The sequence below is a fragment of the Streptomyces angustmyceticus genome (assembly GCF_040701845.1).
GTDB lineage: Bacteria > Actinomycetota > Actinomycetes > Streptomycetales > Streptomycetaceae > Streptomyces > Streptomyces angustmyceticus_A.
Map to the genome: position 1 here is coordinate 134,052 of NZ_JBFBHQ010000006.1, position 19,042 is coordinate 153,093.

Sequence of the window (19,042 nt, forward strand, 5' to 3'; positions counted from 1 at the left end):
ACACGACTGCTCGCGCCGTACTGCCGCCGAGTTTGCCGAGCCGTATTGATGCGTTCCCCGCATGCCCTGTGGCAGCATGCGGGGAACGCTGTTTCCGCTGTTGCGCGATGTCACACCCTTGTTTCCTCTCCGGATCGGTCGATAAAATCTGACACACTTTCCCCCTAGCCATCGGAGGCTACCGTTTCCCGCATTCTGCTGACCGCAGTCGAACCCTTCGGCCGAAATTCGCTGAATTCCGCATGGGAGGCTTGCCGGCTGGTTGCCGAAGACCCTCCGTCGGGGCTGGAACTAGAAGTCGTCCAACTGCCCTGTGTTTTCGGTGATTCCATAGCAGCCTTGCGCAAGGAAATCCTTCGCACTGACCCTGAACTGGTCGTTGCCACCGGTCAGGGAGGCAGTCGGCCGGACATCACCATCGAACGCGTGGCGATCAACCTCGACGACGCACAGGGGCCGGACAACAAAGGCAACCAGCCCATCGACAGTCCCATCGCCCCTGACGGCCCCGCGGCCTACTTCTCCTCCTTGCCGGTGAAGACTTGCACCACGGCCGTCCTTGAGGCCGGAATACCTGCCTCGCTCTCGCATACGGCCGGCACCTTCCTGTGCAACCACATCGCGTACGGCCTCGCCCACCTCATTGCCACCGAATTTCCGCACCTCCGTGGTGGATTCGTACACGTGCCCTTCACTCCGGCCCAGGCCGCGGACAGAGAAAGAAGGCCGTCGATGGCAAGCGCCACCGCGGCAGAGGCGTTACGAGTCGTGTTGATCACCGCGAGCACCACCGATCGGGACGAAGACGCGGTGACGGGGCGTAGCGGACCCAAATCCTGGCTGTCCCGGCTGCGGAAGTAGCTCCGGCCCGCACATCCAGGAGGGCATGGTCCCGCACACACTCCACTGCGAGCGGAGGGAGACAAGCCGTGCGAATTCTCGTTCTCGGCGATTCATGCAGTGCGGGGATCGGGGCTCCGCAGGCTGTTTACCCGTACGTACTGCACACGCTGCTGGGCACAGCACATCGCATCGAGAACCACGCCGTCCCCGGCTTTACGAGCGCGGATGCGGCCCGGTACTTCCGGCGGACGCTCGCGCGTCGGCGCTGGGACGTGGTGATCCTCTATCTGGGCAACACCGACGGTGCCCAGTCACGTTACAAGGGTGCCTACAGAGCCTGGAAGGACCTCGACCGGTGGGTGCCCGGCCGGCACCGGGCCCGCCCGGTCGTCCGCATCCGGCAGAGGAGCTCAGGTGAGTTCGACGAGAAGGACGAACGCCACTCCTACGCCACCACACCGGAGGATTTCCGGAAGAACCTTGAGACGGTCGCCCGGCTGGCCCGTCGTCGCGGGACGCGCGTCGTCGTGATCAATCCCATCGCTAACACCCGGTTCCCGGCCGCCATGATGGCGAGCAACGCGGCGTTCTACAAAATCGTGGGTTTCGAAGCACGGATGGCCGACCGCCTCACCGGACCGACAGAGCTGTCGCGCCTGCTGATCGAGGCCATACGCGACCACGAAGACGGGCGCTTCGCAGCAGCAGCCGAAAAGTACCGGGAGCTGGCCCGAGGGCAAGACCGTGTCGCACCGATCGCACTGAACAACCTCGCTGTCCTGCTCGACCAGCAAGGAGCCGAGGACGAACCGGCCGCCATACTCACGAAGTTGGCCGAGAACCAGGGCGCGTCCGGTGCCGTCGCCTCCTACAACCTGAGCCATGTGCTGACCCGTAAGAATCAAGAGGAACTCGCGCGCAGCTATGCGCTCCGTGCCGTGGAAGGCGACAGCAACCTCTATCGCATCAAAAGTGAGTACAGGCGAAAGATCACTGCTCTTGCTGCACAGCTCGACATCGAGGTGATCGACCTGGCGGAGCTGTTGTCCCCGGCCGATTTCTTCGACTACTGCCACCCGACCGCAGAAGCACACGAAACCATCGCGGCGGCCCTCGCTGCACGACTGACCTCTGCCGGGGACGGCGGGGCAGAGGAGAGCGACGCCGGATACGTCTGTGCCTACCCCAGTCCGGACGCGTACTTCGACGTGACGCCGACACTGGCCGACCACTTCTCCCTCGACTTCGACGTGCCACCGTCGGAGGTACGGGAAGAGGCACGCAAACTACTGACGAGCGCCCGTGAGCGAGGGCCGGAGGACTTCCTCACCGGAGAACCGCAGTGGCCTGAACCCGCATCGGACCTTCAAGCCAACATCATCAACACGTTCCGCTACGCAGCAGGCCATCCCCTGGTCACCTCGCTGGACGACCTTGAACAATGGCTGCCCGAATACGGCTGGGAGGTCGGAAGATTCCCCGAGTACTACCTCAATCGCATCCTGCACGACTACGCCGTGGCCGCCGAAACACAGCGCGCCACCGGCGGACCAGTAGATGCAGCCATCTGCCGACACCTCAGTTCCGCGGTGCAACGACAGCGGGTGCTTCCCGGCATCCCGTCGGACGTGAAAAGCAGACTGAGGTTCGACACGCCATATGCGAGACGTGTCCTGGAAAAGGCCCACCGCCACCTCTCGTGCAGTGCCTCGCTTTTCGAGGATGGCCGCGCGCTGCGCATCGTCACCGTCCGGAGCTGGTACCTGCGTGAAGCATTCCGCTTCGGGGCGCACTCCCGCTACGGTATGTACTACCCGGCCTGGGACCTGGAGACGCTGATCGAGGGCGCCTGTGTCTCTCACATCATCTCCCGCCACCAGGAAGACGTGGAGACTGCCGGGCTATCGGAATCGCTGCTGGAAAATCTGGTGCGACTGCGTGAAGTGCACGAGAAGTACGCCAAACAGTATGTGCAGGGCGGGGAAATCACCGGGTGCGAGGAGTATCGCTCGGAACTCTCCGGCCTACGGCTCTTGTTCGAGCTTCCGTACCGGACCGAAGTTCGATAAGGACTTCCAGCGGGCACTCTCACATGCCGGGCCTGGACTGTGCCGTCATCATTCGTTGTGAAATTCTCAAGGGGGAGACGGTGACCCGAAAACTGCACCTCAATGCCTTTTTGAGCAGCGTCGGCCATCACGAGTCGGCCTGGCGGTTGCCGGAGAGCGATCCGGTGGCGGACACCGATATCGAGTACTACAAGCACCTGGCCAGAGCGGCCGAGCGGGGCAAGCTCGATTCCTTGTTCCTCGCCGACCATCCCGGCCTGTGGGGCGACATCAGCCGCCGGCCGTCAGCCGCTCTGGAGCCGACGCTGCTGTTGACCGTCATGGCTGGAGTCACCGAGCACATCGGCTTGGTCGCCACCGCTTCGACCACCTACAACGAGCCCTACAACCTGGCCCGCCGATTCGCCTCGCTCGACCACATCAGCGGTGGGCGGGCCGGTTGGAACATCGTGACGACGGCCACCCTCCACGCAGCGCGTAACTTCGGCCTGGACGATCTTCCCCAGCATCGGGATCGATACGCCCGTGCCGACGAGTTCGTGGAAGTGTCCCGGAAGCTCTGGGACAGTTGGCAGGACGACGCAATCCTGGGAGACAAGGAAGCGGGGGTCTGGGGGGACAACAACCGACTCCATCCGCCGGCACACGAAGGCAAGTACTACAAGGTTGCCGGAGCACTGAACGTTCCCCGCAGCCCGCAGGGCCACCCGCTGCTGGTGCAGGCAGGGTCCTCCGAAGACGGGAGGGACTTCGCGGCACGGCACGCGGATGCCGTCTTCACGGTGCAACAGACTCTCGATGAGGCCCAGGCGTTCTACGCCGACCTGAAGAAGCGCGCTGCCCGTTTCGGTCGAGACCCTGAGACCGTCAAGATCTTGCCCGGCATTGTGCCCTCGATCGGCGCGACGCAGGCCGAGGCCGAAGAGCTCGATGCCCGACTGGAACGTTTGATCAAGCCGGAACACGCGATCCGGCAGCTGGCCAACATTCTCCAGGTGCCCCCCGAGGAGCTGTCACTCGACGAGGAACTGCCCGCCGCCCTCACCACCGAACGGCACATCGAGGGCGGGCAGGGGCGCTATGCACTCGTCGTCGGCATGGCCCGCCGAGAGGGCCTGACGGTACGCCAGCTCATCGGGCGACTGGGCGCCGGCCGCGGTCACCGCAGCTTCGCCGGCACTCCGGACCAGGTGGCCGACGCGATCCAACACTGGTTCGAGAACGATGCCGCGGATGGCTTCAACATCATGCCGCCGGTACTCCCCTCCGGACTGACGTCCTTCGTCGAGCACGTGGTGCCGATCCTGCAGGAGCGCGGTCTGTTCCGCACCGAGTACACCGGGCGGACGTTGCGCGACCACTACGGGGTCGCGCGACCTGCGAACCCGTGCGACGGAGGTGAAGTCGGGTGATGTCGGATGGTCGATTTCCTGACGTCCAACTCCCACCGCGCGTCATTCGTCGTGGCCATGGACGTGTGTGAGACGAAGTGCGGCGATGGTGAAAGCCTGAATCGAGTGCCGGCAGGGCAGGCAGGTGCCGGCCCTGATCGGGAACGCGGTGCATACGGCGTTGAGGGTGAACGCCTCTTCGCGCTGCGGGATGTCGGTCTGGAGGACGAGTAGTCCGTAGACGACGGAGGCGAAACCTTTCGGCCGAACCAAGTTGCGTCAGCTTCTCCCGGAGTGTGGAACTGGTGCCGATGATGGACAGCAGTAGCGAGGCTGGGCGGATCAGGACGATCGCGAGGACCACTGCCATGTAGCCGGCCAGCGACAGGCCGCCGAAGAGTGCGGGAACTCCCACACAGTGAGGTGCCTGCCTCGGTGAGGGCGATCGTGTTGTGGAGCTTGCGCTCGATCGCCACGTCGGCGATGAGCCCCTGCCCGGTGAGAGGGCCGTAAAGCGCCCCCTCCACTGATCAGGCCGGTGCACCTGGCCGCTGGCTCGATCTGCGATCCCCATGGCGACCACACCCGCCGGACAGCACGTCGAAGGCGCGTCGGGGATGGACGATATGACGATCGAGGTCCCTTACCCGAGTCAACCACGCCCGCTGGGCAGGGCACAGTCAGCGATTCTCAGTCGAAGATCGCATACAGGTCTCTCATCAGGGTGGCGGGTCCGTCCCGCAGGTCCATCGGCGCCTCCGGGGTGAACCGTGGGGCGGAGCCGACGCGTCCGCACGGAAGCAGAGTGCCTGCTCCGCATGTGTGGCGCGTATGCCCCCGCACTCCTCGACGCGCAGGCGCACACCGCCGAGGAGCTGCCCTGGATCGCCGCCAGCTGCATTCACCGCCGTACGGACGACCCGACGTCCGCCCCCGCGCCCAACCTGCGAGCCATCCTCAACGAACACTGTGGAGCGGTCCCGGAAGACCTCTTCCTGCGGATCGGCAGGGGTTAGGTGGTGCCGTGGATCCGCTGTACGATCCGCGGCCGCCTGTGTGGATACTGATCACCATGCGCATTGACTTCGATCCTGCTGAGATGTCCCGCAACGAGTTCTACAAGCTGCTGACCGCGACGGTCGTGCCGCGGCCGATTGCCTGGGTGTCCACGGTCTCGGCGGGCGGGGTTCAGAACCTCGCACCCCACTCCTTCTTCACGATCGCGAGTGTCGCGCCGCCCGTGGTGCAGTTCAGCTCCGTCGGCCGCAAGGACACCCTGCGCAATGTCGAGGCGACCGGGCAGTTCGTGGTCAACCTTGCGCCGGAGGGGCTCTTCGGGCAGATCAATGACACGGGCACCGACTTTCCGCACGGGGTGAGCGAGTTCGAGGCGGCCGGGATCGACACCGAGCCGAGTCTGCGCGTCAAGCCTCCGCGGGTGGCGGCGTCGCCGGTGGCGCTGGAGTGCGAGGTGCACAGCACGCTGGGCATCGGCGATTCCACCGTCGTGTTCGGGCGCGTGGTGCATGCGGTGGTCGCGCAGGACGTACTGGTCGACGGGCATCCCGAGATCTCCAGGCTGAAGCCCCTGTCGCGGCTGGGGAAGGACGAATGGGGCACGGTTGGTGAGGTGCGGGAGATCTCCCGTATTCGCCACGCGGACTGGCGGGGGCCGGCGGGCGATCGCTAGGAGGCGGAGCGGAGCGCCCGGCGGGAGAGGGTTTTCGCGCACCGTCGGTGCCCGTTTTCGTGCGCGGTCATCGGCCGTGCGAGCACCTAGCTACCGGCTACGGAGAGTGACGTGCGGGGGCCGTCGGTGTCGTCCTGCCCGGGGCCCGGCCGCTGATTCGGCCGGCGGTTCAGCTGGTGGGTGCGGCTGATGGTCCGGCCGATGAAGGAGCGGTGGTTCAGGGGTGGGCGCGCCGGCGGCCGGCGGAGCCGCGGATCTGGAGGCCGTCGAGGAGTTCCTGGGTCGCCGCCGCCACGGCGTCGACGGCCTGGTCGAAGACCTCGCGGTTGTGGGCGGCCGGGGCGCGGAAGCCGGAGACCTTGCGGACGTACTGCAAGGCAGCGGCCCGGATGTCCTCGTCGGTGACCTCGGGGGTGGTGGGCGGACGGAGCGTCTTGATGCTGCGGCACATGAGTCCAGTCTGCCTCGGGACGCGGCGGTTATCCGTCGAGTCCGGTGACCCGCATGGTGATGTTGAGGCGCCCGCCGGCCAGGCCGGACGCGGGGTCGCCGGTGCCCGGTCTGACCTTGGGCACTCCGTGGTACGCGAAGCGGGACGGTCCGCCGAAGACGAAGAGATCACCGGAGGCCAGCTCCACGTCGGTGTACGGCTTGGTGCGCGTCTCCGTATTGCCGAACCGGAAGACGCAGGTGTCCCCGATGCTGAGGGAGATCACCGGCGCGTCGGAACGCTCCTCCTTGTCCTGGTGCATGCCGAGCTTCGCCTGGCCGTCGTAGAAATTGATCAGCGCGGTGTCCGGCGTGTAGTCGTCGCCCGCGGTGGCGTCCTGATACGCCTCGACCAGCGCCCGGCGCCCCAACTCGACCATCCAGTCTGGGAATTCGGCCACCCGGGCGCCGTTCACATCATCGGCCGTGCGGGTGTACGCGTACGGCTGCCAATGCCAGCCGATGCACACGGTCTGCACCGACATCACACCGCCGCGCGGAAGCTTGGTGTGCCGGATCGGGGCCGGGCCGCGCGCCCAGCCGCGGCAGGCGGTGACGAGCTCGCGCTGCTGGGCCGTGCTCAGCCAGCCGGGGACGTGGACGGCTCCGGGGGCGACCTCCCGGCGGCCCGCTCGACGGCCTGTGGGGCTGTGGCTCCGGTCGGCCGAGGTGGGAGGACGGAGGGGCCCGGGATCCATGGGGTCCCCGATGCCCTCGAAGCCGGGGAGTGGCGTGCTCATGTGCTCCTGCCTTGCCTCATCGCTCGCTGATTACAGCGTGCCACGGGGACGAGCCGTCGGACCAAGGGCCGGTAGGGGGTGAGTGACCCAGCCGCGGTCGATGGTCCAGGTGCTGCCGTCCGCTGTGACGCCGCGCATGCCCTGCAGGGTTGCGGCCCCGGCCAGGGCGGGCACGCGGGAGTCGCCGAGAGCCGCGAAACCGTAGGTGCGCCCCGGATCCCATTCGGTGCTGTGCCGCAGCCGGCGGCTCATCTGGGCCCAGCCGAGAGGCGCGGCGGCCACCACCCAGGCGTCGGGCTCGTCGGCTGTGAAGCGGCGGGCCGCCCGGAGCCAGGACGCGGCGGACTCCGGCCAGTCGATCACGGCGAGCACCGGCGGCCGTCCGAGGCCACGCCAGGAATCGATGAAGGCTGCCGCCGCCGAGCGCGATGCGGCGTCCCGGCTGTGGCCGACGACCACCGAGGCGATATGTGTGCCGGGCGCGGTCAACAGGTCCAGCAGGGCGGTGAGTTCGGCTTCGGAGTGCGGGGTGGGGGAGGGGAGGTCGCCGTACGCGGCAGCCTCCTCCGGGGGAATGAGGGGAGAGGGCATGGGGGGAAGACGGCGAGGGGCAGGTCGTGAGGGAGAGGCCATGGGGAGGGGTTCCAGGGGAGCAGGGGCTTCAGATGAGCGTGGGCTGGAGGGCGCCCTCGTGCGTGAGCAGCTCCACCTTGCGGACGACGCCCGCCGCGTAGCCGCGCATCGAGCCGTCCGCGCCGATCACGCGATGGCAAGGGCGCACGATCAGCAGGGGATTCGCGCCGATCGCGGCGCCCAGGGCCCGTACGTCGCTCCGGGGCACGCCCAGGGTCTCGGCGAGTCGCCCGTAGGTGGTCGTGGTGCCGTACGGGACGGCGTCCAGGGCCCGCCAGACGCGCTCCTGGAATTCCGTGCCGGTGGTGCGGAACTCCAGCTCGAAGCAGGAGAGCTCGCCGGCGAAGTAGGCGCGGAGCTGCCGGACGGCCTCGGCGAAGGGGCGGGGGTCGCGACGCCAGTGCGGCTGCACGGTGCCGGCGCCCCGCTGCGGGGGGATGGAGAGGGAGGTCAGGGCAGTGCCACCGGGCGCGGTGGACGATTCTTCGCCGACGAGCAGCAGCTCGCCCAGGGGGCTGTCCAGGGTGGTGTAGCTGGTGGTGGCGGCCGCCGTGGTGGAGGTCATGGTGATGGCACTTCCTCGGTTGTCTGCGCTGCTTTCACTTCCCGAGTCTGCGGGGTCGGCCCCGCCATGGCTGGCGGAAATCGGACGTCGCGGCGGCCGGCGACCTGATCATTCACGGGCCGGCCCGGCCCGGCCCCCAGCCGTGGGACGCCTGACGCCTCCCTCCCGCCCGCCACCGGCGTGTCGCCCCGCCGCGCAGGCAGCGGCCGACACGCCGACCGGGGGTCCTCCAGGACCTACGCCAGGTCGCTGGGAACTACCGCAGGTCGATCTGGAACACCTTGTCGGAGCCTGCTTCACCCTCGCCGTTGTTGTCCGCATTGGTGGTGGTCAGCCACAGGGACCTGGTGCCGGGGACGGATTCGACCGTGCGCAGCCGCCCGTAGTCGTGGGTGTAGTACGCCTTCGGGGTGCCCGTGCTCGTGCCGTCGACCGGGATGCGCCACAGGCGCTCGCCGCGCAGGGCCGCCATGTAGATCGCTCCGTCGGCGTAGGCGACCGCGCTGGGCGAGGCCTCCGCGACGGGCCACTGACGCTTGGGGTTCGTCATCCCGGAGGTCGAGCAGCCCCCTTCGCACCGGGGCCAGCCGTAGTTCTTGCCCGGTTCGACGAGGTTCAGCTCGTCGAACTTGCTGTCACCCAACTCGCCTTCCCACAGGCGGCCTTGGTCGTCCCAGGTGAGGCCCTGCGGGTTGCGGTGGCCGTAGGAGTAGACCAGCGAGTGGAAGGGATTGCCGGGGGCCGGCTTCCCCTCGGGGGTCATCCGCAGGATCTTGCCGTTGAGCGAAGTCCTGTCTTGGGCGAGATCGGGGGTCTGGGCGTCGCCCGTGGTGGCGTAGAGATAGCCGTCGGGGCCGAACTTGATACGCCCACCGTTGTGGTACGTGTTCTTCTTGATGCCGTCGACCACCACTGTGTAGTCGCTGAGGGTGCTGCCGTCGAAGGTCATCCGCGCGATGCGGTTGCCTTCGTCGGCGGTGTGCATCACGTACACGTGATGATCCGTCTTCCAGGACGGCGATACGGCGATGCTCAGCAGGCCGCCCTCGCCGCCCGTGGTGACGACGTTCGGGACCTCGCCGACCTCCCGCTTCGTGCCGCTCCGGGTGAGTGCGGAGACCTTGAACGCATCGCGCTCGGTGAGCAGGGCCGAACCGTCCGGCAGCCAGCTCAGACCCCAGGGAACGGTCCAGCCCGTCGAGATGGTCGCGGGCGGGCCGGGCTCGGACGCCGGATGAACCGGGTTGCCGGCCAGGTGATGCGTACGGGCCGGGCGGCCCATATCCGTCAGCCGACCCGTACGGGTCACGGGACTCGCTCCGGCGGCGTGCGCTGCTCCGGCGACGCGCCCTGCTTCGGCGGCGTGCCCTGCTCCGGTGATGTGAGGGGCCGCGGCGGCGTGCCGGGTTCCGGTGCCATGACTCGTCGGGCCGTGACGCGTGGCGCCATGGCCCGTGCCGGGTGTCGAGGCGAGAAGCCCGACCGCCAGGGCAGCAGCGAGAGCCATGGTCCCCACGGTGCGGTGTGCGGCTCTGGTGCTCATGCGCATGGGTCCTCCAGCGAGGAAGAGGCGACGCGCACTCCCTCCGGCTCCTAGGTGGGCGTGGGGCGTCGCCGAGCTGAGAGGCAAGCTTCCTGCCGTTCGGCCCCGGAAGCCACCGCGCCGAGGTGAGGGCCCGACGAGCTGCCGCCGCCGTGGACGGGGGAGGTCCACGGCGGCGGGCTGTTCGGAGGTCCCGGTCTCGGGGATGAACGGCCCGGCTGGTGGGAGCAATCGGCCGCACCCCCCGACGCTCAGGGGTGGTAGTGCTCGGCGATCGTCGTCGCCACGCCGTCCTCGACGGTGACCCGGACATTGACGGCGTTCGTCCTGGCGGCGTCGTCCAACTGCGATTCGGTGCACGGTGAGGTGCCGTAACCGTTCTCGTCCATGGTGACGTTGCCGTCCGGCGCACCGCATATGGCAGCGGCCCCCAGGGCCTTGGTCTGCGGGCCGATGGAGAAGCGCTGCTCGGCGCCGGAGTCCGGCGCCACGATCATCCTGCCGGGGGTCAGGTACTTGAGGACGCCGTCCCAGGTGCCGCTCACGTCGTCGGTGTCGGGTACCGACCCGGAACCGGCCGTCGCGCCGGCGCTTGCGCCGCCACTGCTCGTGCTGCCGTCGCCCGTCTTGGCGCTGCCGCCGCTCTTCCCGCTGTCGCGACCTGTTGTGCCGTCACCTGTCTTGGCGCTGCCGCCGCCGCTCTTCTGGGATGCCGTCCGGCTCGGCGCCGGCGTGCCCTTGGTGCTCGGTTCGTCCGCTACGTCGCCGAGGGCGTCGGCCTCCTTGGCGATATCCGAGGCATCGGGTTTCGAAGAGACCTTGGGGCTCGCCTTGGTGTCGTCACCGTCGCTGCCACAGGCGGTCAGGGAGAACGCGGCAAGGGCGACCAGCGAAGCGGCGGCGATCCGACGCCCTCGACGTAAGGCGGAGCCGGTGGCGGCGGACGCGGCGGCACTGCGAACCTCTGCGTCGACCTCGGAGCCCTTGTTCCAGGACATGAATCCCCTTTGCGTGCACTCGGCCGCACAGCGTCTCTGCGGGATCGCGCCGTTGCTGCGTTGGCGTGGGTAGGTGCGGTGCTCACGGCCATGGGTGGGGGCATGGCGTGCGTACCGCATTCCGTCAGCGGCACGGGCACCAGGTTGCTCCCGGCCGCTGCCGCTCTGCTAACGCATCACTAACGCAGCCTTCGTGCCCGGCCTAGGCAGCCTCGACGATCTCCGTGACCTCCGAGCGCACGGCCAGCGTCCAGATCTCCAACAGCACCGCATACTCCGCCATGTCCTGAGGCGACCACGCCATTCCGCGACGGGCGCGGACAAAACGCCGGATCGATTCATTGGCTTCGGAAGCAGCAACGGGCGCACCCGCAGGGGCAGAAGGAGTTGGGGACATATGAGCCATGCTAGGGGCAGACACTGACAACGCAGACCCGCGCGCGAGTGCCCGACGCCCGCCGCACGCGCCCCGGGCGCTCCTCCGAGGCCATCTCAACTTCCTGACCAGCAAGGACAGTCGGCCCATCGCGCGCCCCTCACTGCCTGCATGTGTCCATTCCCACACGCTCCGCGATCACTTGGCGTGACGGAGCGGGTCCGCGCGCTCGGCTCCGGACCTGGCGCGGCGGCCGGCAGGTCCACGCCCGCCACCAACGGTCCGGCCCCTCAAGGGAGGAAGAGGCAGAACGGGTGCCCGGCCGGATCAAACAGCACCCGCACATCGTCCTGCGGCTGGAACTCCGCCCGTGACGCACCCGCCGCGACGGCGTACGCCTCGGCCTCCGCCAGGTCATCGACCCGGATGTCGAGATGCAGCATCTTCTGCTGCTCCTCGCACCGTTCGGGCCAGACGGGGGCTCGATATCCCGGCTCGGACTGGAACGCGAGCCCCGTCCCTCCGTCCGGGGCCCTGAGCAGCACCCAGTCCGGTTCGGCGGCCTTCACCTCCCAGCCGAGAAGTCGCTGGTAGAACCCCGCAAGCGCATGGGCATCCGCACAATCCAGCACCACCGTCGCGAGCCCGAACCTAGGCTTCCCCGCCATCATCGCTCCCCTCGACGCGTCGGCATCTGTCCGTACGACCCGACATCCCTGCTCGTGACCTTCCCGGGCGGGCGGACGGGCGAGCGTCGCGCCGTGGCCATGTGGACGCTACCCCGATCGGGTGAGGACGGAAGTCCTTGACCGGAGCGGATGCCGACGGCTGATCCGCGTGGTCACCGCATGGATAAGCGATCACCACGCCGTCCTACCCGGGCGGGACGGCTCGCCCTGCGCGCACCGCCGAGCTCCGCCGGACCCGCCGTTGTCAGTGGTGCCCCCTACGGTGGCTCTCGTCACTATCCGAGCTGCTGGCGCTTCTCGGACCCGCCCCGCTCCCGTGACAGCGCACGGGAGCGGGGCGCACCTCCGCTCGGCCCGACGGGGACGGGCTCGGCATGCGTCCGCTCGCTGAGAAATCAGGCGTTTTCCCCGCCCTCCTCAGGCGCGCCGGACGGCTGTGGGTGACGATGGAATGGCCGAGGTGCAACGGCGCCCGTGCAGCGGTGCCGGGGAGCGACTCCCGGAGCACCCGCAGAGCCGTGTCGGGAGGCCCCGATGGATTACCCGGAATGCTTTGAGCTGGTATTTCAAGCCCCTGCCGTCGAGGACGACGTGGTGATCGTCCACCGTACCGAGCGGGCCGGAGCGGGTGGCTATCCGGTCTACGAGGACGAGTCGGGGATCGTACGCGCGGAGATCAGTGACCGAGGCGAAGTCCGCATGCTGGCCAGCGGAGGGCATCAGATGCTCCAGACGCCGCTGCTGGCGCGACCGCTGACTCCTCGCGACCGCTGACTCCTGGAGGGGGCGAGGGGGCGAGGGGGCGCTTGCGGGGGGCGTATGGGTGAGAGGTCTCACGTTGCGTAAGGGTGCGGTTGCTTTGCGTTCCCGGCTGTGAATACTCCCGGTGAGTGACTATCTGCCGTGTGTCGCTCCGTCGAACGGAAAGCGCAGTCGCAGCCGCACTTCCCTCCCGAATCCGAGATCGCAGCCGGCCTCGGTTGCCGCCCACCGTCTGCCGCCGCGCAAGAGCGGCTGGTGCGGATGCGGACACGCAGCGGGAGGGGCTGCCCCGCCCCGCGACTCAGAGGCCCCGTAGGTGGTTGCGCTTCGGAGGTGTCCTTCGGCCGCCGTCCGGCAGAGGGAGGCGCTGGCGGGCCCTGGTGGGCTCGTCGCCCCCGGTGTCTTCGTCTTTGCTTTCGCCATCCGCGTCGAGCCGGCGGACCTCGTCGTTCCCGGCAGGCTCGGCCTCGGCCTCGGCGTCGGTAGGCGCTGGGGGGTGGGTCATCTGGCCTTCGAGCACGGCCATGGCGCGTTCGAGCGTCTCACCGGTGACCTGTATCCGGATTCTGGCCAGTCGTTCTAACTCGCTACGCGACACCACGTCAGCGTACCTGCCACGAGTTCAAACCTGCGCACGACCCAAGAATCCGTGCGGATCGGGTAGTTGGCGGGCCTTTTGTCCTCAACCCGCGCGGTCCTCGATGGCCCTGTGCTGCACGACCTGGTCGCGAGTGATGGTGGCGACGGTGGTGGCGGTAGCAATGGTGCGGGAGTGCCGTGCATCCGGCGTCGCCGGCGGGAGCGGCGAGCGTCGACGGCTCGATGCATTGGTATGGACATGCGGCACGCGCCGCCTCTAACCTGGCGCTGGTCTAGACCGCAGTGATGGCGGTCGTGGACGCCTCCCTAGTCGCCTTTGCAGTGGTGCAGTTGCCGTCGTGCGTCACCCGTTCGTGCATGTGACCGCTTGATCGTCCCGTTTTCCGTCCCCCGGCACCGTAGGGCGGGGGCGCGGTTGAGGCGTCTCCGGAATGCCTCAACTGGCCTGCCCTCAATGGCTCGTACGGCAGAGCACCCATGCGCAATCCGCCCGTTCGGTCAGTCCCCCCACACGCCGTGGCCCCTCCTGCCCGGAGTCCGGCCGCGCGAAGGAGTCACGCGATGAGATCACGTATTGCCGCGCTGCTGAGTGCCGCCGCCGTGGCCGCGAGCCTGGCCGTCGTCGGACCGACGGTGCCTGCGGCCGCCACGGCGGGCTGCTCCGACTGCGCCGCGGCTCCGGCCGGCGCCGATACCCGGGCCGAGGAGTTCGTCGTCAGCGAGGCGCAGTTCCACCAGATGTTCCCGAACCGGAACGCGTTCTATACCTACAGCGGTCTGACCGCGGCCCTCAGCGCGTATCCGGAATTCGCGAACACCGGGAGCGACACCGTGAAGCGCCAGGAGGCCGCGGCCTTCCTCGCGAACGTGAGTCACGAGACCGGTGGCCTCGTCTACGTGGTGGAGCAGAACACCGCGAACTACCCCCACTACTGCGATGCCGGCCAGCCGTACGGGTGCCCGGCGGGCCAGGCCGCGTACTACGGCCGCGGTCCGATTCAGCTGAGCTGGAACTTCAACTACAAGGCGGCGGGCGACGCGCTCGGCATCGACCTGCTGCACAACCCCTCCCTGGTGGAGCAGGATGCCGCCGTCGCCTGGAAGACCGCCCTTTGGTACTGGAACACGCAGACCGGGCCGGGCACCATGACCCCGCACCAGGCCATGGTCAGCGGCGCCGGATTCGGCGAGACGATCCGCAGCATCAACGGATCGCTGGAGTGCAACGGCGGCAACCCCGGCCAGGTGCAGAGCCGGATCAACAGCTACCAGAGCTTTGTGCAGATCCTGGGCACCACACCCGGCGACCACCTGAGCTGCTGACGAAGCGACGGGCTGCTGACGGGCCGACGGTCGGTGTGCCGGCCAATCGGCACGCCGGCCGTCGACGTCCCGCCGCTGCAGCCCGGAGCTCGCCCTGCGCGCCTGACGGCCGGCTGCTGGCCACCGGCCGTGACGCACGACCACCGGTGGCCGGGCCACCATCTGCCGCACCCCTGGGCGGCACGCCCCTCACGACGCCCCTCAACAGCGTGCGTGGGCCGTGATGTCCGCGCTGAATTCGTCGATCATTTCGGGGGTGACGGTCGGCCGGCACTGGGCGATGGCGGCGAGATAGTCCTCGGTGCTCGCCCCGAGCCGGCCGTGTGCGCCCGCGCCGACGCCGATCGCCTCCAGGTCCCGTTCGAAGGATGCCTGGGCGGCCACCCGGGCGGCATGCTCGATGTCGGCCGGGGTGAACAGTTCACTCGCCGCCACCAGCGCCGCGACATCGACATCGGCCCGGCCGTCCGTGTACCGGGACCAGATCGCCGACCGGGCCGCGGTGTCCGGCGTGCCGATCGGGATCAGGTAGTCGAACCGGCCGGGGCGCAGGAACGCCGGGTCGAGCGAGCGGACGGAGTTGGTCGCGCACACCAGCAGCCGTTCGTCCCGCTCCCGGAAGCCGGGTATGAGCTTGAGCAGCTCATTGGTCACACCGTGCAGGCCGCCCGGCTGCGCCGCCTCGCCGCGGACCGGTGCGATCTCCTCGACCTCGTCGATGAAGACGAGGACCCGCTCCAGCTCCGCGATCCGCGCGAACGCGCTGCGCAGGGCCGCCGCGAGATTGCCCTCGTCGGCCAGGCGGGACGGAAGCAGCTCGACGAACGGCCACCCGAGCCGGGCCGCGATACCCCGGGCGAAAGTGGTCTTGCCGGTCCCCGGCGGACCGAACAGGGCGATCGCCCGCGGTGGCCGGACGCCGTGCCGGGCGGCCCGCTCCGGCTCCGCCAGCGGCAGCACGACACGCCGCTCGATGAGGTCCTTCTCGGCCTCCATGCCGGCCACCTTCGCCCACAGGTCGGTGGGCAGGAACCGTCCGCCGAGGTCTTCGAGGAGGCTGGCCGCGGGGCCATGGTGCGGCTCGACCTTCTCGAAGTAGGCCACGGCGGGCTGCCGCGTATAGCCCGCGTTGAGCAGCCCCTCCCCGAGCAGGTCCTCCTCGGGCAGCACATAGGCGATACGGCTCACCCGCGCGGCGATCAGCCGCCGCTCCAGCTCCACCAGCAGCGCACTCGCCAGCCCCCGGCCACGCCAGGCCGACGAGATGGCGATCCGCATCACCCAGCCCCGCTCACCGGCCACACACGCGAGCGCCGCGCCGATCGGCACACCCTGGTGGACGGCCACCACGGCCGGCTGCCGCGAGGTCAGCGCACTGATGCACTCGGCGAGCGAGAAGACGGACTCCTGCCCGAGCTCCGCCGTGGAGTCGATCAGGTGGACCACTTCGGCGAGATCGTTCTCGCGGTAGTCGTGGATGAGCCAGTTCACCGGTACCGCCCCTCATTGGTGATGTTGGTGATGTGGTGGCAGCGAGGCTAGGGGCGGCGGGGGAGCGGGTCCCGCTCCACCGTGAACAATCCGGGACGCGGAATCGCTACGGTCCGTACGTAGCCAGATCCGCCGCGGCCACGGTCGACGCACGGCGCCGGCGCACCCGAGCGGTCCGGCCGGGCGGTGGTCGACGAGAGCAGGCGGGGGAGCGGCCCGGCGCATCCGCGGGCCCGCTCCCACCTGCTGTGACCGGCGGGAATCCGTTGGCTGGCCGGGCCCGCCCGATGGCATGCTGAGCGGCGTGAACGGTCCTGAGATCCATGTCAGCTTCGCTCCTGAGCTGCACCTTTTCGTCGCCTCGAAGTACACCGCGGCCGGCCCTGCGCCCGTGGTGACCGATGGTTCGTCGACGCTCGGCCATGTCGTCGAGTCGCTCGGTGTCCCGCTCACCGAGGTCGGCAGACTCGTCGCGGACGGGGCCGAGGTCGCCGTCTCCCATGTCCCGGGGGCGGGCGAGAGCATCGAGGTGCAGGCCGTCGAGCGCCCGCAGCGGATCCCCGGCGCGCCCCTGAGGTTCCTGCTCGATGTGCACCTCGGCACCCTGGCGCGCAGGCTCCGGCTGCTCGGCGTCGACGCGGCGTACACGAACGAGGACCCTGGTGACGCGGCGCTGGCCACGCTCTCCGCGAAGGAGCGGCGGGTGTTGCTCTCCCGGGACCGGGGGCTGCTGCGACGCCGGGAGATCTGGGCGGGCGCGTTCGTCTACAGTGACCGGCCCGACGACCAACTCCGCGACGTACTGGGCCGCTTCGCCCCCGCGCTCGCCCCCTGGACGCGTTGCACCGCCTGCAACGGAGGGCTGGCCGACGCCGACAAGAACTCGGTCAGCGAGCACCTGGAGCACGGCACTCAACGCACGTACGACGTCTTCGCGCAGTGCACCGCCTGCGGGCGCGTCTACTGGCGAGGGGCGCACCATGCGCGGCTGGAGGCGATCGTCGAGAAGGCGCTCCGGGACAGCACGGCCTGAGCCCAGGGACCGGCCGACCCGCCGTATTTCACGGGACGGGGGAGACGGCCTGTCGGCTCGGTCCGTCGGTCGTACGAATTCCTTAGTTCGGGTGAGGGCTTGAAATGCCTTTGGAGACCGCTTGAGGCGTGGTTGGAGGTTCATTGGAGCGCCCTTGGATTGCCTTTGGAGTGTTCTTGGAGTGCAATGAGCGACTTTGAGCGACGGCCCGTGTGCGGGGGTCCCGGTGCGCGGCCGGATTCACTCGTGGCCGTGATCGGTCGCCGGTGGTGCGGGGAGGGTGTCTGGTCCGACGTCAGGGCGGTGAACGTGGCGGCGCCGGTCGCGGCGGGGTGCCTCAACCAGACCTGCCAGTAAGGGATTCAGCGCCCGGAAGCGTCGCGCGCAGCGAGCGGGAGCCGTACCTGAATCCCCGCGCCGCCGAACCGCCCCCGATCGTCCCGCCGGGGAGAACCTGGCCGCACCCTCCCGCCGAACGACCCACTGCCGCACAGCCGTTGCGGGAGCCCGGCGATCGTGGTGACGAGCGCCGGAGGCCGCACCGAACGTCGGCCTCGCTCGTGCCGGCCGTGCCGGGCCCGGCCTCGAACACCCGTTGCCGTGCGCCGTCGTGTCGGCGGGTCACCGCGGCCGTCGCGTTCGTCGGCGTGTCGCGGAGAGCCCGGCTCGCCGCGGGGGTTCCGGGCCTGGTCACGGCGCCGTGGAGGGCCCACAAAAGCGCCTCTAGCCCACACGTTGCGCGACACGCCGACGACGCGCGCCATCCAACGGGTGAATCCGCTGGCTTCGGCCACCCGAAGAGCCCATGGCGTCCCTCGAATGCGACGTTCTCCGGTGGTGCGAGGCCGCGATCAGGATGACGGTGATCACGTCGCCACTGCGATCCGATGAGCCGGCAAAGAGTCAGCCTTCGCAGTCGCGCCGAAAGGAACATGTCCCCATGCGCACTGCTCGCACCCTGTTCGCCTCGGCCGCCATTACGGCGGCGCTCGCAATCTCCGCCCCCGCTGCGAACGCAATGATCACGGCGGACATTGCCTCGGACAGCACTACTTCCGTCAGCAACGACGACCACGGCAGGAACGGCAACGGCGACCGCGACCACGGGCGCGGCGGCGACCGTGACCACGGCCGCGGCGGTGACCGTGACCACGGCCGCGGCGGCTACGGTGACCGTGACCACGGCCGTGGCGGCTGGGGCCGTGACAACTGCCGTGACAACGGCCGCGGCGGCTACGGCGACCGTGACCACGGGCGCGGCGGCGACCGTGACAACGGCCGTGGCGGCTACGGTGACCGTGACCACGGCCGCGGCGGCAACGGCTACGGCGACCGTGACCACGGCCGCGGCGGCTGGGGCCGTGACAACTGCGGCGGCGACCGGCGGCCGAGCGGCGGTGTCCACACCGGCGGTGGCGCCATGGCCAAGGTCGTCGTGGCCGACTGGGACCAGGGCAGCGGCTACGGTGACGACCACGACAAGCACGGGCGTGGCGACCGCGACCACGGCCGCGGCGGCGGCGACCGCGACAAGGGCGGCTACGGCGGCCGTGACAAGGGCGGCTACGGCGACCACGACGGCGGCGGCTACGGCGGCCGTGACAAGGGCGGCTACGGCGACCACGACGGTGGCGGCTACGGCGGCGGTGGCGAGCACCGCAGGCCGCACGGTGGCATCCACACCGGCGGTGGCGGCCTGGCGACCGGTGGCGGCATGGCTGCCGGCTCCGTGCTGATGCTCGGTGGTCTCGGTGCCGGTGCGTACATGCTGCGTCGTCGCAACAGCTCGGGCGCTGCGGCGGCCTGA

The 19,042-nt window shown here is 69.2% G+C and carries 19 protein-coding genes; 9 read left to right on the top strand and 10 right to left on the bottom strand.

Features of this window, described 5'->3' with window-relative positions; all coding sequences use genetic code 11:
• Positions 1-192 precede the first annotated feature (192 nt).
• From pcp to AB0411_RS16155, 3 genes are all read left to right on the top strand, one after another.
• The gene (gene pcp, locus AB0411_RS16145; protein WP_366418235.1) at positions 193-861 is read left to right on the top strand and encodes a pyroglutamyl-peptidase I; all 669 of its coding nucleotides are present in this window, start codon (positions 193-195) and stop codon (positions 859-861) included.
• Positions 862-929: 68 nt separating this feature from the next.
• Positions 930-2,912, top strand: a complete 1,983-nt coding sequence (locus AB0411_RS16150) for a GDSL-type esterase/lipase family protein (RefSeq protein ID WP_366417923.1) — start codon at positions 930-932, stop codon at positions 2,910-2,912.
• Positions 2,913-2,992: 80 nt separating this feature from the next.
• Positions 2,993-4,324, top strand: a complete 1,332-nt coding sequence (locus AB0411_RS16155; RefSeq protein ID WP_366418236.1) for an LLM class flavin-dependent oxidoreductase — start codon at positions 2,993-2,995, stop codon at positions 4,322-4,324.
• A 42-nt stretch (positions 4,325-4,366) separates the two neighbouring features.
• On the opposite strand, the gene AB0411_RS38120 is transcribed toward AB0411_RS16155, so the two are convergent.
• The gene (locus AB0411_RS38120) at positions 4,367-4,576 is read right to left on the bottom strand and encodes a hypothetical protein (RefSeq protein ID WP_437042229.1); all 210 of its coding nucleotides are present in this window, start codon (positions 4,574-4,576) and stop codon (positions 4,367-4,369) included.
• Positions 4,577-5,121: 545 nt separating this feature from the next.
• Here AB0411_RS38120 and AB0411_RS16165 point away from each other — a divergent pair.
• Together AB0411_RS16165 and AB0411_RS16170 are read left to right on the top strand one after the other, a co-directional pair.
• Positions 5,122-5,319, top strand: coding sequence for a hypothetical protein (locus AB0411_RS16165; RefSeq protein ID WP_366417924.1), 198 nt, complete (start codon positions 5,122-5,124; stop codon positions 5,317-5,319).
• Positions 5,320-5,375: 56 nt separating this feature from the next.
• Positions 5,376-5,993 carry a flavin reductase family protein gene (locus AB0411_RS16170; RefSeq protein ID WP_366418237.1) on the top strand — a complete coding sequence of 206 codons (618 nt, stop codon included), beginning with the start codon at positions 5,376-5,378 and terminating at the stop codon, positions 5,991-5,993.
• A 217-nt stretch (positions 5,994-6,210) separates the two neighbouring features.
• Here the strand turns inward: AB0411_RS16170 and AB0411_RS16175 are convergent, their stop codons facing one another.
• The 7 genes from AB0411_RS16175 to AB0411_RS16205 all read right to left on the bottom strand — a co-directional run bounded on the left by AB0411_RS16175 (position 6,211) and on the right by AB0411_RS16205 (position 12,005).
• Complete coding sequence (locus tag AB0411_RS16175) at positions 6,211-6,444, bottom strand: DUF2277 domain-containing protein (protein WP_366417925.1); 234 nt, start codon at positions 6,442-6,444, stop codon at positions 6,211-6,213.
• A gap of 28 nt (positions 6,445-6,472) precedes the next feature.
• Positions 6,473-7,222: an alpha-ketoglutarate-dependent dioxygenase AlkB family protein gene (locus tag AB0411_RS16180; RefSeq protein WP_366417926.1), complete on the bottom strand. Its 750-nt coding sequence runs from the start codon at positions 7,220-7,222 to the stop codon at positions 6,473-6,475.
• A gap of 30 nt (positions 7,223-7,252) precedes the next feature.
• On the bottom strand, positions 7,253-7,813 hold the full coding sequence (locus tag AB0411_RS16185; RefSeq protein ID WP_366417927.1) for a hypothetical protein: 561 nt from the start codon (positions 7,811-7,813) through the stop codon (positions 7,253-7,255).
• 70 nt (positions 7,814-7,883) lie between these two features.
• Positions 7,884-8,420: a methylated-DNA--[protein]-cysteine S-methyltransferase gene (locus tag AB0411_RS16190; protein ID WP_366417928.1), complete on the bottom strand. Its 537-nt coding sequence runs from the start codon at positions 8,418-8,420 to the stop codon at positions 7,884-7,886.
• 256 nt (positions 8,421-8,676) lie between these two features.
• Positions 8,677-9,729, bottom strand: a complete 1,053-nt coding sequence (locus AB0411_RS16195) for a PQQ-dependent sugar dehydrogenase (protein WP_366417929.1) — start codon at positions 9,727-9,729, stop codon at positions 8,677-8,679.
• A gap of 485 nt (positions 9,730-10,214) precedes the next feature.
• A complete protein-coding gene (locus AB0411_RS16200; protein ID WP_366417930.1) occupies positions 10,215-10,961 on the bottom strand; it encodes a hypothetical protein in 747 nt (248 codons plus the stop codon).
• Between the two features lie 666 nt (positions 10,962-11,627).
• Positions 11,628-12,005, bottom strand: a complete 378-nt coding sequence (locus AB0411_RS16205; RefSeq protein ID WP_366417931.1) for a VOC family protein — start codon at positions 12,003-12,005, stop codon at positions 11,628-11,630.
• A 555-nt stretch (positions 12,006-12,560) separates the two neighbouring features.
• Between AB0411_RS16205 and AB0411_RS16210 the strand changes: the two genes are divergently transcribed.
• On the top strand, positions 12,561-12,800 hold the full coding sequence (locus tag AB0411_RS16210; protein WP_366417932.1) for a DUF6296 family protein: 240 nt from the start codon (positions 12,561-12,563) through the stop codon (positions 12,798-12,800).
• Positions 12,801-13,089: 289 nt separating this feature from the next.
• Here the strand turns inward: AB0411_RS16210 and AB0411_RS16215 are convergent, their stop codons facing one another.
• Positions 13,090-13,386 carry a hypothetical protein gene (locus AB0411_RS16215; protein ID WP_366417933.1) on the bottom strand — a complete coding sequence of 99 codons (297 nt, stop codon included), beginning with the start codon at positions 13,384-13,386 and terminating at the stop codon, positions 13,090-13,092.
• 563 nt (positions 13,387-13,949) lie between these two features.
• On the opposite strand from AB0411_RS16215, the gene AB0411_RS16220 reads away from it, so the two are divergent.
• Positions 13,950-14,711 (top strand): chitinase, encoded by a 762-nt coding sequence (locus AB0411_RS16220; RefSeq protein WP_366417934.1) that lies wholly within the window; start codon positions 13,950-13,952, stop codon positions 14,709-14,711.
• A 201-nt stretch (positions 14,712-14,912) separates the two neighbouring features.
• Here the strand turns inward: AB0411_RS16220 and AB0411_RS16225 are convergent, their stop codons facing one another.
• Positions 14,913-16,202, bottom strand: coding sequence for an ATP-binding protein (locus AB0411_RS16225; protein WP_366417935.1), 1,290 nt, complete (start codon positions 16,200-16,202; stop codon positions 14,913-14,915).
• 304 nt (positions 16,203-16,506) lie between these two features.
• On the opposite strand from AB0411_RS16225, the gene AB0411_RS16230 reads away from it, so the two are divergent.
• Positions 16,507-17,235, top strand: coding sequence for a Mut7-C RNAse domain-containing protein (locus AB0411_RS16230; RefSeq protein WP_366417936.1), 729 nt, complete (start codon positions 16,507-16,509; stop codon positions 17,233-17,235).
• A gap of 940 nt (positions 17,236-18,175) precedes the next feature.
• Complete coding sequence (locus tag AB0411_RS16235) at positions 18,176-19,042, top strand: hypothetical protein (RefSeq protein WP_366417937.1); 867 nt, start codon at positions 18,176-18,178, stop codon at positions 19,040-19,042.